Source organism: Neobacillus sp. PS2-9 (assembly GCF_030915525.1).
In the GTDB taxonomy this organism is placed as follows: domain Bacteria; phylum Bacillota; class Bacilli; order Bacillales; family Cytobacillaceae; genus Neobacillus.
Genome location: NZ_CP133269.1, coordinates 2,821,031 through 2,835,067, shown reverse-complemented (window position 1 = coordinate 2,835,067; position 14,037 = coordinate 2,821,031). Strand labels below are relative to the sequence as shown.

Genomic DNA, 14,037 nt, shown 5'->3' with positions numbered 1-14,037 from the left:
GTAAGCAGGATTGTTTAAGAACTTATAAAAATATGTAATGTAGCGTTAAATTAAATATATAAGAGGTGTATGAGATGTTTATAAAACAGCCATTTGACGAATTTTTAGGTTTGAAATACAAAAAGCTTGATGATAATAATTTGCAAATTATATTGCCAGTTCAGGATCTATTCATTAATAGTGCAGGGGTTATACATGGTGGTATCATTTCTTCATTGGCTGATGTAGGCGTATCAAACTTGTTACCAGCAAATGAAGATGGTATACAACAAGCTGTAACCGTTGATTTAAATGTTTCTTTTTTGAAACCCGCTACTGGTACATACTTGATGGCAAATGCCAAAATTGAAAAACAGGGCAAAACTTTAATTCATACGGAGTGTTCGATTTATAACGATAAACAAGAAATTGTAGCTAAATCTAAAGCAATCCTATTTCGCACAAACCTAAAGTAAGCTCACAAGAATCCCAAGAGGGCTTTTATCGTTTGGAGGATAAATACACCCGCTAAACATTAAAAAGAGCAGGACAGGGGCTTTTTCTGCTAACAGGTGCAAGAGTTTAAGAAGGAACGTAAATGCTGCGGTCCTTTTTCTTATTGAAGTAACGAAGCAGTTTAGATGAAAAAGGAGTGTTAATATTGTTAAGTATTAACTACTGATAGTTGGCAAAATGAGAGGAATGGACTAAATGACTAAAGAAATGTTTGTGCAAATAAATGGTTGTAAACTATATGCTAAATTGGTGGGGGAAAATAACGGAAAACCAACAGTCGTAATGGATGCTGGATATGGAGATTTTTCCAAGGCTTGGGATTCAGTAATTGGGGATATTTCAATGCTCTCTAATGTTCTAATTTATGATAGAGCAGGACTTGGGAAAAGTGAAACAAGTTCTAACCCCAGAACCAGCGGTGAGATGGTAAAAGAATTGAAGGAACTTCTTATTGAAGCCAAGATTAAAGCTCCCTACATATTAGTAGGTCATTCATTTGGTGGAGTAAATATGCGGTTGTTTGCAACTGAATATCAAAATGAAGTTTGTGGACTTGTCTTGGTTGACTCTACGCCTGAAGATTACAGAGAAAGATTTCTCCCAACGATGTCACAAGATTTCCAACAAGCATACAACAAGCAATTCGTTTATGAAGGCAATTATGATGAATTTATGGAAAGCCTAAAGCAGTTAAAAGAAACTAGATTTAAATTAAATGTACCACTAATTGTACTTTCAGCTGGTAAGAAAGTTCATTATTCAAAGGAATCCCAAGAGTTATGGGATGAAATGCAGAGAGAGAGTCTTGAAATATCCTCTAATGGTGAATTGGTGATTGCTGAAAACAGTGCTCATTATATACAAAATGATGAACCAGAAGTGGTAGTCAGTGCGATTAAAAAGCTGATTGACATAGTTTAAGATTAGATTGTGAAGGATTGTACTTAAAGTAACGGGGGCATTACTGGAACAACAGTAATGCTTTTTCTTATTGAAGTAACGATGCAGTTTAGTTGAACAATAAATTGGATTTTTATGGTAAAATATTATCATAACTTTTCTTTATTCAGGGGATGTTTTGATTGAAAAACAGTAAGGGGCTGAGTTGTTGTGAAAAAAAATAAAAATATGACTCTAACGATTTTTCTGTCTCTTTTCTTGCTTATATTTCTTTCTGTGTTTATTTACATAATGTATAGTTCGGGTGCCAGTCCTTTAATAATTTTAGGGATTATAATTTTGGCTTTAATTCTTTTTTATCTTGGACTTATGTAGATTTCTGTATGCAGAATTTTTCGACTTACCAATCCGTTAAAAACAACATAAAGGGTGAAAAGGATGATGAAAGACAAAAAACGTTTCAAAAAGACAAATAATAGAGTAGTACACGGTAAGACACCAGAAGAACGTTTTAAGGAAATACACGGAATGACAATAGAGGAATGGAACGAACAACAATTCAAAGCCAAAACTGAATGACAATCGATGAATGGTATATAATTGAGGCGAAATCTACAACACCTTTTGACTTTATTAAAGAACGTTATGGTAATGGTACCGAGGATGATATAAAGCTTGTTAAGGATTTGCAAATATTGGGGTTAAAAGATGAAGTTGTTTATGTGTTACTTGATTATGTTGCAATTGTAAGTAGCATCGGAATGGTTCACCCGTTGGTAAGAGAAATGGGTGAAAATTGGTTTAATGAAAAAATATTTACAATTGAAAAAGCGATTTCTTACGTTAGAGAACAGCAGAAGAAAAATATGTGATTAAAATGGAAAGTTTGTGAAATATTGTTCTTATAGTAACGGGTGCATTACTTCAACAATGAGGTAATGCCATTTTCTTATTCAAGTAACGTAAGCAGTATAGTTGAATAAAGGTATAAAAAGAATGCAATAGTTTTAATTTTATTTAAAAACTGTATGCTATAAAAACTAAGCATTCTTATTATATAAACAATAACATGAATGTAGGCTTTTTTTCATACTATATTTTTGGGGTGATAAAATGCCACGAGTAAATTATCGAAGTCATGAAGTAGACGAAATGGCAAGGATGATGAGAGCAGAGGCCGAAGGTGAAGGAAAACAAGGTATGTTATATGTTGGAAATGTAATAGTGAATCGTGCAGTTGCAACCTGTCTAGACTTCAAAGATGTAAGAACGATTCATGATGTAATATTTCAAATTCAAGGAGGAAATTATTCTTTTGAAGCAGTTCAAAAAGGAAATGTTTTTTATCAAAGATCAAGAACATCTGAAAGAAGATTAGCAAAACAAAATTTGAATTATTGGAGAGATCACCCAGCGAAATTTGCACTATGGTATTTTAATCCACATGCTCCATGTCCTCCAACATGGTACGGTCAACCTCATTCTGGTCAATTTAAAGAACATTGTTTTTATGAACCAAAACCTGGAACATGTGATAGTGTTTATAACGGTTAAGCTTACTCTTTGAGTAAGCTTTTTTACATATTTAGAATATTTACACAAAATTAAATAAAAACTTTTAGTAATAGTTTTTATCCAAGAAAGCAAGATTGAGAATATTGTACTTAAGCTAAACCAGCTAATAGTTTGTCAACATTTTTCAATAAAAAGTTTATTAACCTCATGATATACTAAAAATGTTCATGCCAAATAACCTTCCTAAATTCTCTTATTGGAAGGTTTTGTTGTATTTAGTTATATATAGGTTCTATGCTATATCTTGGAAAGAAGTTCTGCTTTTTAGTAAGGCGTAAATCCAATGTAAGAGTTTGTTTACACATGCAATAATCGCTACTCTAAATGGTTTTCCTTCTTCTCGTTTCTTATCGTAAAACTCTCGTAGTCTTCTATTGCGTGGAATGATCTCATCAGTCGTGTTCTTTTTTCGGGAATCCCGAATACCACTTTGAACAGCCATATACAAGGCGTGGCGAAGCCTACACGAGCCACGTTTGGTTATACGGTTTACCGATGCAGTAAACTTTCCTGAAGAGTACACACTAGGATCTATTCCAGCGAATGCAACTAACTTTTTGGCATCATTAAACCGATCTATCTCTCCGATTTCAGAAATAATCGTTGCAGCGATTTTCTCTCCGACTCCAGGGATAGATTGAAGAATCTCATATTCTTCAATTTCACTAGCGAGGGCATCTATTTCCTTCGCAATATTGGATAGATGCTCTTGGTATTGAAGTACAATCTTAACCAGAATTTCAAGGTTAAAAATATGACTATCGTAGAGATTGTTTTGAAAAGGATCACGAATGGCTGCTTCTCTTAACTTCTGTGCCTTTTCCTTTGCCCATGACTCCGAACGACTCATACATAACGAACCTATTCTATCAGTTAATTCTTTTTCACTTACACTTAATACTGCCTTGAAATAGGGAATTCTAGTAAAGTAAGCAAAGATACCTTTGAATAGAGGCTTCCAAAAACCCCTCGATACTCAGGAAAGACCTGATCAATTAAGGAATGTAGCTGTATCTTTGTTTTCGCTGATATTTCTGCAATACTCTCTTGTTGCCTTGTTAGATTACAAAGGATTAAGAGTTGAATACCACGCTTCTTGTAAGGCTCTAGGTCCTCTTTATAAAACAGTTCACAAAGATGATAAGCATCAATCGCATCAGTTTTTACCTTTCGGAGGCTTGAGCTTTTGGCTCTATGTGAGATAAGTGGATTGACGATGATATAAACATAATTTTGTTCCGCTAGAAACTGAATTACGGGAAGATGATAGTGCCCAGTTGATTCTAAAACGACCGAAGGTTGATAACCATTAGCTGCCTTTTCCACCTCTTGAAGGAATTCTAATAAACTTTCTAACCCTTTAAGATCATGTTTAATACTAAAACTCTTACGATATGGTTTACCTTTATCTAAAAATGCTTGAACTTGGCTTTCTCCTTTTGATACATCCAGACCAATCACTGGATTCATATTTATTTCTCCTCCTCCTAGAAATACATATTAGTCGGTATCCCCTAAAGCTGCTTGTAATGTCATAGGTTCGCTTGTTAAACGGGATCATGGTCCCAACCAGCCTGAAACATGCTTATACAAGTAGGGGGTAAACAGTTTAGCTGACGGGATCTAGTCCCACGGGGGCGACGTTCTACCCCGACTACCGTAATCATATGACCAAATAGAAAAAGGTCAACCAGAAAAAATCTGGCTAACCTTATATTCCGAACGGGTGCCTTACTTTTAAATGGAGTAAAGCTCTTTTCTTATTCAAGTAACGTGGCAGTTTAGCATTCCTGTAGATCGTTAAATATCAGGTTTGAAAAAAATAGAGCCCCTCAGTAAGATACGAGTAAAAGGACCATTGGGACGGTTCTGGTGGTTTTTTTATCAAGGTTGATATTAGAGAGCCAAGAGAACCTTCCCCTTGGTGTTCTTGGAACCGATGTTTGGCTGGCTATCTACTGATTCAGCTTGTTATCCTGATACCCTAAACTTAAAAACAATGGTGCATCCTAGACCAGGTGGCAATCGACCTTTCATTGAACTTGAACCATTCGACAATCCTTTAGCGGTGGAATTCAGAGAGGGTATAACCATAGAACGGGTACAAGAGATTGCTGACAGATTTGTATTAATAACGATAACTAAGAAAAAATGCATTGAATCGAAATCAATGTTCTTTTTTACTAGATAGACTGAGCCAGTATACTTATCGAAAAAAGTACTTTGTGAAGAGATGTACTTAAGCTAACGGAGCAGGTGTGCGGCCGAGCCTAGGTCGTATCATATAGCGGGTGGGATTCCCGCCGAGTAAGAACTAGCCATTCGCTCGTAGCGAGTCTTGGAGGACTATAGGTAACTTTGGTCTTTAAGCGTAGACAGTTAGGTGGCGGGCCGAAAGCCAAATGGTTGAAGGGATTGAGCTCCATAATGTTAGTAAAACGAGAGGGCTGATGCTTTACCTGCAGCAGAAAGCAACATTTCATTCTTCGTATATGGCAAGAATAATGAAACCTCTCTGGGGTCAGAGACCTTGGCACGTTACACATTGATATGATACGGCAACTCGGGAGATCCTATCGGTCTTTTCTTGTTAGAAGAGTATGGTGTACAAGCGATACAAAGTAAGGAAACCAAATGCCGATATAGGGAGTCGGATAGCAGCGTAGTACCAATGAAGTTGGGTAATGCCGATGGAGGAAAGGCTAGCTACCAGTTATCACCCTTGCTAGGGACACATTTACTACACACAGAGGTAGGAATGAAAAAATGGGAACAAGACTAGTAAGGATAGCAGAATTAGCAATATCTGATCCTAAAAGATTAGCTATATTTTGTGAATGGTAACTAGGAGGAGCCGTGTGCGTTAATTGCGCAAGCACGGTTCTGGGAGGGGGGAGAACACAATCTACCATAAGGTAGAGAGGTTCTCTTCTACTCGACTAGTGGTGCGAAATGTTCCTAGTTTAAATGGAGGATGGTTACATCACTCTGGTAAAGGCTAGGCAGTTCCTTCGGAACTGAAGGGTTATATCGAAGAATCAAATGATAGGGTAATGCCTTGAAGGGTTCTCTCTAAGTCGAATAGCATTGGATTTAGTAAGAATGACAATGTTATAAGCTCGGTGAAAAGGCGTGAGAAATTACCGTACCAGTTCGGCTGACGAAAGCCTACTTGATGGAGTGGTGTAATTCATGATGCTTGAGTTGAATGAATATGGTGAGAATGTAAATAAACCAACAAGAAAAGGTTAAGCTGACAAACTTCTGAATGTACGGGTCTATACCTGCAATACATAGAAATGTGTATATCACCAAATTGTGAGGTTAGATGTGGATAAGTAAGAATCGCTAATATGAAAGTCCATGATACGTTAAAGGCGTATGAATGCTAACAGGCTTAAAGGAAGCACCTAAGTTCATTCTATAATAGATATAACTCAACGTTGTAAGCTGATAACGTGGAGGACTTACTTCTAATGAAACGGTGGCAAGGAAAGCATTAATGACACTAGTTACTGTATAACTTGTCTTTATATCAGTGAAAGTGGTGGCACAGTACCAATGAATTGTCTAATTAACATGGAGGGATAGCCACTAGACTAATAAAGATTTATTCAACCAAGTAAGGCAGTTCTTTATCGATTAATAAGGTTCTTGTGAGACTAAAAGAGGTTTAACTCCGAAAGGAGTCACCAACTTATTGAAACGGAAGAAACTGAGACACAGTGAATATTATAGTATGCAAGATTGTTTTGACAGACTATATGCTCAAAGTGTCAATGGTCATCACTTCTATGAATTGACAGTATTAATGAGTTCTAAAGATAATATACGACTTGCCTACCGAAACATCAAAAGAAATACAGGTAGCAAAACTGCGGGAACTGATAAACTAACAATTAACGATATTCTGCATTTAAAAGTGGAGGATGTAACAGCAAAGGTTCAAGCCATGTTCAAATGGTATGAACCGCAAACGGTAAGGCGTGTTTTCATTCCAAAAGGAAAAGGGAAAACAAGACCTTTGGGGATTCAAACAATTTGGGATAGAATCTTTCAACAATGTATACTTCAAATTTTAGAGCCCATTTGTGAGGCAAAATTCCATAAACATAGTTATGGTTTTAGACCGAACCGCTGCACTCATCATGCCAAAGCTAGGCTTGAATTTCTTATTAATCAGTCTGGACTCCATCATTGTGTTGATGTTGATATTAAAGGTTTCTTTGATAATGTTAATCACAGTAAACTTTTAAAACAAATGTGGTCATTAGGTATAAGGGATAAATCACTTCTTTCTTTAATTTCCAGGCTATTAAAAGCAGAGATTGAAGGAGAAGGTATTCCTTCAAAATTACTCCGCAAGGAGGCATCCTATCACCTTTACTTTCAAACATTGTATTGAATGAATTGGATTGGTGGATAAGTGACCAATGGGAAACGTTTGAAAGCAGATATACTTACTCTACAAATGGAAGTAAATATCAACATTTAAAGAAAACAGCTTTGAAAGAGTGCTTCATCGTCCGCTATGCGGACGATTTCAAGGTAATGTGCCGAACTAGGTCACACGCTACAAAAATGAACTACGCATTGAAAGACTTCTTGAGAAAAAGACTTCATTTGGAAACAAGTGAGGAGAAATCGAAGGTTATTAATCTAAAGAAAAACTCTTCCGAGTTTCTTGGATTTTCAATGAAAGTTGTAAGGAAAGGAAAAACAAGATTTGGTTACGTAGCAAGGTCCAATATGTCGAAAAAGGCTAAAGAAAATGCCTATCAAAAGATTAAGGAAGCTATAAAAGTAATCAAGAAAAAGCCTTGCATTCAGACAGTTTGGAATTTCAATACTGTCGTCATGGGAATCCAAAATTATTATTCGGTCGCTACTAACATCACTATCAATCTGAATGAGTTAAACGCTCATCTACGCAGAACGTTATATAATCAATTAAGGAACATTAGAACCGAGGCAAGTTTCCATGAAATGACTAAAACCTTACAGAAAAGATACAAGGGATATAAGGCAAAACTGTATATGATACAAAAAATGGTTTTTGTCCCCATCCACGCACAACGGTGGAGAAAGAGACTTGGATTCTCCCAAGTAATATGTAACTTTACTGCCGAAGGTAGAGCAAAAATTCATAATAGCTTAAAGGCTATTAATAAAGATATGCTTTCTTACATCATGAGAAATTACATTCCAAACAGATCCATTGAATATAATGACAATCGAATCAGTAAATTTATTGCTCAGTATGGCAAATGTGCGATATTAGGAGAAGAGTTAGGGATTCATGAATGGCATTGTCATCACATAAACCCTTATTATCTTTCGAAAGATGATAGTTATTCAAATTTAATTATTGTTCATAAAGCAATACATCAATTAATTCATCTAAAAGATAAAGTCAAAATAGAAACTCTTTTACAACTTTTAAAGCTTACTAGTAAGCAGAAAGAAAAAGTAAATAAGCTACGGTTAAGATGTCTAAATGAAATAATCTAACTTTGGAAAAACAGCACTCGTCTGCTTAATACATAGAACGAATAAATTGGATTAGTTGGAACGCCGTATGATTCGAAAGTTTCACGTACGGTGTGAACAGGGGGAAAAGGGAGCGATAACTTCAAACCCTTACCTATCTGTATTAAGAAGGGATATTAATGTCTTTAGACGAATATTGTTTTTTAGATACATATTGAAGGGGTGAAGGCGTGTGGAGGATATAATTAATGGATTAAACCACTGGATACAAACATTACCGAAGGTATATAACTCAATGTCAGAAACAGAAATATCAAATCGCCCATTACCAAATAAATGGTCCAAAAAAGAGATTTTAGGACATCTATGCGACTCTGCAATAAATAATATTAATAGGTTTATAAAGATTCAGTACGAAGAACAATCATTTGTTATCCAATCATATAATCAAAACCAATGGGTAATACTTCAGAATTATCAAGAAAGACCACTTGATGAGATATTAAACCTTTTTTTAGCATTAAATAAGCAAATCATTAATACTATATCGAATATTCCAAAAGAGAGATTATCGATTCTTTGTGATATAGGAAATAATCAACAAAAAACATTAGAGTGGATCGTAAAAGATTATCTAAAACATATGGAACATCATATTAACAACCAAATCCTTATTAAAAATAATGCCTAATATTTGATACTGCTTCTTTAACTAACGTGGGCAAGAGTTAAAGATTGGGATTGCTGCGGCGATCCCGTTTTCTTTTTGTGCTAACGAAGCAGGTTGAAGAATAGAAAGCATTAATCCATAGGACCATTTTGTTAGTTTTTGTTTAAAAAATTAGTAAAAGAGGCTGCAGGTATTAATGATTAGTTATGGGTAATATAAAAACATCGTATTACATCAAATGAGAGGATGTTAATAAGTGGAGAAAAAATTGTTAAACTTCCTACTAGCAGTCTGTATTGCTTCTTTTCCATTTTTATTCAAGGGACCAAAAATGAGAGAAAATCTTTTGATTTTTTTCTCAAAGGGCGTTATTGCTACTCTAATTGATGCTTATGTTGTTGGAAAACAAAAGCTTGAATATCCAGTTCGTCCTTTTCCGAAAATTTTTAAAACGAATATTATTTATGACATGTTATTTTTCCCAATTTTAAGTGTTATATGGGTGAAAATCTCGTATAATGATAATTTTGGTAAAATTTTATTAAAGAGTTTGATCTTTAGTGTACCAATGAGTGTTGGGCAATGGTTTATGGAAAAGAATACCGGTTTGTTTAAATGGAAAAAATGGTCATCTTTCCATACATTTGCCAGTATTAATATCACTTTGTTTACGATTAGAGGGTTCGTTGGCTTAATAAAAATATTAGATAAGTTAAAAGGTAAGCAAGTTATAACCGAATCTTAAAGATTGATACTATGAAGAAAACGTATAAGTTAGAAGCAATTCTCTGGAGTGTTGCTTTTCCAGTCTTTGGTCAACTGTTAAATGGTCACCTTATTAAAGGATTTTTGTTTATCATTTTAGAATTCACTATTAATGTGAACAGTTTGTTTAACCAAGCTATCATGTTTAGTTTTCTTGGGAAAATAAAAGTAGCTGCAGCAGTGGTGGATCACCAATGACTTATGTTTTATCCTTGTGTTTATATGTTTTGCTATGTATGATGCCTATAAATTTGCGGAAGGTGAAAATCCTCGCTTATCATTTGTTCCATTTGCTTTTGGAGCTTATTTTGTCAAAATAGGTCTTATGTACTCCCCAAACATCATTTTTGGTATATCATTTGGTCCTATTTGGCTTCCAATATTGTCTTTGATTCATGGATTAGGGGTTGGATTTATTATTCATCATATTTTAATAAAAATTTTTTCTAAAATTAAATTTAGAGGCAGACCTTACTAGTATTAAAATGACAAAGGGCAGGTCTTTTTGGAATCGCTTATGGTTCCTATGGCAACCCTTTTTAATAATGAAAATAAAAGATTGTGAAATAATGCACATAAACTAAAGGGTACATTTGTGGAACAAGAGGGTGCTGAGGCAGTCCTCTTTTTTTTTTTTTGCACTAGCGGGCAGTTTAGTTGAAAAAGCAAAGGATAATAAAAAAACTCGCTGTAGCGAGTTTTGCCCTTCATGTCCAACATGAAGCAAGATAGTTATTCAATTGTATTTTTCAATGCATTGTACATATTTGCTACGTGTTCATCGACTTTATCTCGTGACATGCGTAGTCGTTCCACTGAAGTACCATACCCAATTTCTTGTTTTCCCTCTTCTAATCCTTTAAAAATCCCATCTGCGAATTCATCTAACGGTTCTCCATGAGTATGCAACCCTGCTCCGCCTAAATCTGTATTCACTGCTGGAGGAGCAACTTCAATTACTTCTACAGATGAATCAGAAAGTTGGTGTCGTAGACTCATTGTAAATGAATGAAGTGCCGCTTTCGTTGCTGAATAGATCGGAGCAATGGCAAACGGAGTAAAAGCTAACCCAGATGTGACGTTAATGATAGTCGCTTCTTTTTTTGTAGCAAAAAATGGAGCAAATAGCATAGAAAGATGGAAAGGTGCTTCAATGTTTGTTGTGATTTCTTTATTGAAATAATTCCAATTGTTCTTCGCATCTGCTTTTAACACATTGAAACGTTGTTGAATCCCTGCGTTGTTCACTAACACATTCGCTTCTGGATAGTTCTCAGTTACCCAATCAAACAATGAAACACGCTCAGATTCAGTGCTCAAATCACATACATGGGTAATAAGGTCTGGGAATTTTTCTTTTGCATTTTGAAGTACATTTTCACGTCGTCCAGTAACGATGACTGTATTTCCAGTTTTTATAAAGCGTTCTGCGAAAGCTAATCCTATCCCAGCACTACCACCTGTAATAAGTATTGTATTTCCTGAAAGTTGCATTTTAGTTCCTCTTTTCCAATTATTTTCTTCACAATAATAAAATAAATTCATACCTTTTCTGGAATAGGGCGTTTGGTATAACGAGAAATTTTCAAGTCAATCCTTTTTAAAGATTCTCTCATTAATGAAATTTCATCTAGCACTGCCTGCTTGTGTTTCCTCATCATTTCAAGTCGGAGTTCAATGGTTCCTTCTCCACATATTACCCAATCAATATATTGCTTAATACCACTAATGGGCATGTGCGTATTTTTTAAACAAATAACTGTTCCAAGGAGTGAAATTTGATCTTCTGAAAATAACCGCCTACCTGCTTCATCACGCTCAATTAGTGGCAGTAGCCCCTTTTTTTCATAATAACGTAACGTTGATTCTGTAATATTGAATTTTGCTGCAGCTTCGCTAATTGAACAATATTTCATCTGGAGACCTCCAAATTTTATCTTTCCTTGTCGACAGGATTATGATACGACTTAAACCGTGGTTTAAGTCAACAAAAAAATTATAAAATATTTGATTCTGTACCAGTTAATGAATTAAGACATATGGTCACAAAAGGAATATCAAAGGAAAATAACATTTCTTTGAATAGAGATATAATGTTGACCAAAACAATTTAATAGTTAATAATTCCACAATAGAAACAAGAATGTGAAAAGGTGAACTTAAACTAACTTGTGCGAGAGTCAACAAGGAGTTGCGGCGGCAGATTCTTTCTTATTGAGCAAACGAAGCAGGTTAGCTGAAGAAGGATCTGTTGTATTGGTAATCAAATTTATAAAGAAAATTGATAAAGGGATAGGCTTTTTTATGCCGAATTTACAATACTCAAGTTCAGGTTTGAGAATAAAGTGAGATGAACAAATTAACGAAACAAACTTTAAATAAAAATTGCCTTTATGAAATAATTTCCATTAAAAAAAAATTCGAATATAATATTATTAGTAGAAAATTCGAAAAATTGTTAATAAGACTGATTCGGCGGGAGTGAATGAAAAATGTTGTGTTATGAATTTATTAATAATTATTTATCTGAATTAGAAAAAGAGAATAAGTTCTCTGGTGCTGTATTAGTAGCTAGAAATTTTAAAACTGAATTTAAAAAAGCTTATGGGTTATCCAATATTAGATTTGGAATTCCTAATTCTGAGGATACTATTTTTAATCTTGGATCAATGGGGAAAATGTTCACAGGGGTATTAATTGCTCAGCTTGAAGAAGAAGGAAAAATAAAATTTACTGATAAGGTTGAAAAGCATTTATCACATTTAAATTCAGAATTCGGTAAAATTACGATTCACCAATTATTGACCCATACATCGGGTCTCGATTCTTATTTTAATGAAGAGTTTGAAAAGTATAGTAATAGATTGAATACTCTAAATCAATTTTTTGATTTATTTAAAGATTCAAGCCTCTTATTTACACCTGGTGAGAAATTTCATTATAGTAATTCAGGTTATGTCATTTTAGGACTGATTATCGAAGCAATTACAAATGAAAACTATTATGACTATGTAAAAGAAAAAATCTTTATTAAAGCTGGAATGACGAATACAGATTTTTACGAAATGGATCAGGTTGTTCCTAATCTTGCTGATGGTTATACAGAAGTTAATTTCAATTTGGAACTTGAGCCAGATTTAATAAGAAATAACATTTTTATACAGGGTTTAAGAGGTTCTTCTGCAGGTGGTTGTTTTTCAACGATCAATGATTTATTAAAGTTTGCAGAAGCATTAGAAAATAATGTATTTATTTCAAGTAGTACATTAGATAAGATAACTGATGGAAAGATTAGTTTGAAGGAGGAGACAAATGTATCTATAAAGTATGGTTATGGATTTTTTGATAGAGTATTAGACGGGATTCGCCATTATAGTCATGGGGGAGATCTTCCTGGAGCACATACAGATTTTCGATACTATCCTGAAGAAAAAATCTTAATAGTTGTTCTTTCTAATAATGATATAATGTCTGGAAAGCCAAGAGTAGAGAAAGTCATTGAGGAAAATATTTTTAAAAAATACTCATTCTAAATTAAATTTTAACATTAATATCAATTGGCAAGTATGTGTAAAATGGTACCATACTTGACTTTTTTCGACTTTCGAATGGGATACATTATTCAATATTATTAATTACATGTGATATATTTTAATATTGGGATAATCATCTAGAGTTAGAACTTGACGGTGATACACTTGAAATTACAGTAAAAGACACCGATAGTTAAGATTAATTGGTTCATTCTAAAAAAACGATTGTGAAATATTGTACTCACACTAACGGGGAGCTTTAATAAAAATCTAAGCTATAAGACTGAGTAGCAACCAGTCGTGATAAAAATGATTATTGAAATCGACGGTTATTTCTTTCAAGTTCTTCTTACGGGGAAAAAGTGTTCCAAACAACAGTTAAAGCAAAAATATCAACAATCCATAGAATTAACGAATGATATAAAAGACCTTCATAATGTGTTTTGCAGGCTTCATAATTTTGAACAAATTCCTTATGATTGCGATATAAAGGTCGAATTTGTTATTGATACCGATACAGATAGAATTTATTCACCTTCTTATTAAGCTAACATGTGTAAGAGTTGAAGTTCTGCTACCAATTAAGATGGCTTTTTTCTTTCTTGAACT

Annotated in this window: 11 protein-coding genes and 4 pseudogenes; 12 read left to right on the top strand and 3 right to left on the bottom strand. The window is 34.3% G+C overall.

Annotated features, from left to right (window positions below; genetic code table 11):
* The first annotated feature begins 74 nt into the window (after positions 1-74).
* The 5 genes from RCG25_RS14280 to RCG25_RS14260 all read left to right on the top strand — a co-directional run bounded on the left by RCG25_RS14280 (position 75) and on the right by RCG25_RS14260 (position 2,949).
* Positions 75-455 carry a PaaI family thioesterase gene (locus RCG25_RS14280; RefSeq protein WP_308079480.1) on the top strand — a complete coding sequence of 127 codons (381 nt, stop codon included), beginning with the start codon at positions 75-77 and terminating at the stop codon, positions 453-455.
* A gap of 235 nt (positions 456-690) precedes the next feature.
* The gene (locus tag RCG25_RS14275) at positions 691-1,416 is read left to right on the top strand and encodes an alpha/beta fold hydrolase (RefSeq protein WP_308079479.1); all 726 of its coding nucleotides are present in this window, start codon (positions 691-693) and stop codon (positions 1,414-1,416) included.
* Positions 1,417-1,833: 417 nt separating this feature from the next.
* Positions 1,834-1,974, top strand: a complete 141-nt coding sequence (locus RCG25_RS14270; RefSeq protein WP_308079478.1) for a hypothetical protein — start codon at positions 1,834-1,836, stop codon at positions 1,972-1,974.
* Positions 1,971-2,267 carry a hypothetical protein gene (locus tag RCG25_RS14265; protein WP_308079477.1) on the top strand — a complete coding sequence of 99 codons (297 nt, stop codon included), beginning with the start codon at positions 1,971-1,973 and terminating at the stop codon, positions 2,265-2,267. The genes RCG25_RS14270 and RCG25_RS14265 overlap by 4 nt, the downstream gene beginning before the upstream one ends.
* Positions 2,268-2,508: 241 nt before the next feature.
* A complete protein-coding gene (locus RCG25_RS14260; protein ID WP_308079476.1) occupies positions 2,509-2,949 on the top strand; it encodes a cell wall hydrolase in 441 nt (146 codons plus the stop codon).
* 253 nt (positions 2,950-3,202) lie between these two features.
* Here RCG25_RS14260 and RCG25_RS14255 read toward each other — a convergent pair.
* Positions 3,203-4,440, bottom strand: a pseudogene (locus tag RCG25_RS14255) (IS110 family transposase).
* Positions 4,441-4,900: 460 nt separating this feature from the next.
* Here RCG25_RS14255 and RCG25_RS14250 point away from each other — a divergent pair.
* The 5 genes and pseudogenes from RCG25_RS14250 to RCG25_RS14230 form a co-directional block, all read left to right on the top strand.
* Positions 4,901-5,161: pseudogene (locus tag RCG25_RS14250) on the top strand (DUF2199 domain-containing protein); the annotation flags it as partial.
* Between the two features lie 1,548 nt (positions 5,162-6,709).
* A pseudogene (ltrA, locus tag RCG25_RS14245) lies at positions 6,710-8,481 on the top strand (group II intron reverse transcriptase/maturase).
* A 211-nt stretch (positions 8,482-8,692) separates the two neighbouring features.
* Positions 8,693-9,151 (top strand): DinB family protein, encoded by a 459-nt coding sequence (locus RCG25_RS14240; RefSeq protein WP_308079475.1) that lies wholly within the window; start codon positions 8,693-8,695, stop codon positions 9,149-9,151.
* 235 nt (positions 9,152-9,386) lie between these two features.
* The gene (locus RCG25_RS14235) at positions 9,387-9,875 is read left to right on the top strand and encodes a CBO0543 family protein (protein WP_308079474.1); all 489 of its coding nucleotides are present in this window, start codon (positions 9,387-9,389) and stop codon (positions 9,873-9,875) included.
* Between the two features lie 11 nt (positions 9,876-9,886).
* A pseudogene (locus RCG25_RS14230) lies at positions 9,887-10,373 on the top strand (hypothetical protein).
* Positions 10,374-10,627: 254 nt separating this feature from the next.
* On the opposite strand, the gene RCG25_RS14225 reads toward RCG25_RS14230, so the two are convergent.
* Both RCG25_RS14225 and RCG25_RS14220 read right to left on the bottom strand, forming a co-directional pair.
* Positions 10,628-11,389: an SDR family oxidoreductase gene (locus RCG25_RS14225; RefSeq protein WP_308079473.1), complete on the bottom strand. Its 762-nt coding sequence runs from the start codon at positions 11,387-11,389 to the stop codon at positions 10,628-10,630.
* A gap of 47 nt (positions 11,390-11,436) precedes the next feature.
* Entirely contained in the window at positions 11,437-11,811 is a 375-nt protein-coding gene (locus tag RCG25_RS14220; protein ID WP_308079472.1) for a MerR family transcriptional regulator, read from the bottom strand.
* Positions 11,812-12,387: 576 nt separating this feature from the next.
* Here RCG25_RS14220 and RCG25_RS14215 point away from each other — a divergent pair.
* Positions 12,388-13,428 (top strand): serine hydrolase domain-containing protein, encoded by a 1,041-nt coding sequence (locus tag RCG25_RS14215; protein ID WP_308079471.1) that lies wholly within the window; start codon positions 12,388-12,390, stop codon positions 13,426-13,428.
* 309 nt (positions 13,429-13,737) lie between these two features.
* The gene (locus tag RCG25_RS14210; RefSeq protein ID WP_308084184.1) at positions 13,738-13,974 is read left to right on the top strand and encodes a hypothetical protein; all 237 of its coding nucleotides are present in this window, start codon (positions 13,738-13,740) and stop codon (positions 13,972-13,974) included.
* The last annotated feature ends 63 nt before the right edge of the window (positions 13,975-14,037 follow it).

What these genes read in the sequence shown, in the direction of transcription:
- RCG25_RS14260 (WP_308079476.1), top strand. Translation starts at nt 2,509, where the DNA reads ATGCCACGAGTAAATTATCGAAGTCATGAAGTAGACGAAATGGCAAGG.
- RCG25_RS14280 (WP_308079480.1), top strand. Translation starts at nt 75, where the DNA reads ATGTTTATAAAACAGCCATTTGACGAATTTTTAGGTTTGAAATACAAA.
- RCG25_RS14225 (WP_308079473.1), bottom strand. Translation starts at nt 11,389, where the DNA reads ATGCAACTTTCAGGAAATACAATACTTATTACAGGTGGTAGTGCTGGG.
- RCG25_RS14265 (WP_308079477.1), top strand. Translation starts at nt 1,971, where the DNA reads ATGACAATCGATGAATGGTATATAATTGAGGCGAAATCTACAACACCT.
- RCG25_RS14215 (WP_308079471.1), top strand. Translation starts at nt 12,388, where the DNA reads ATGTTGTGTTATGAATTTATTAATAATTATTTATCTGAATTAGAAAAA.
- RCG25_RS14275 (WP_308079479.1), top strand. Translation starts at nt 691, where the DNA reads ATGACTAAAGAAATGTTTGTGCAAATAAATGGTTGTAAACTATATGCT.
- RCG25_RS14210 (WP_308084184.1), top strand. Translation starts at nt 13,738, where the DNA reads ATGATTATTGAAATCGACGGTTATTTCTTTCAAGTTCTTCTTACGGGG.
- RCG25_RS14220 (WP_308079472.1), bottom strand. Translation starts at nt 11,811, where the DNA reads ATGAAATATTGTTCAATTAGCGAAGCTGCAGCAAAATTCAATATTACA.
- RCG25_RS14270 (WP_308079478.1), top strand. Translation starts at nt 1,834, where the DNA reads ATGATGAAAGACAAAAAACGTTTCAAAAAGACAAATAATAGAGTAGTA.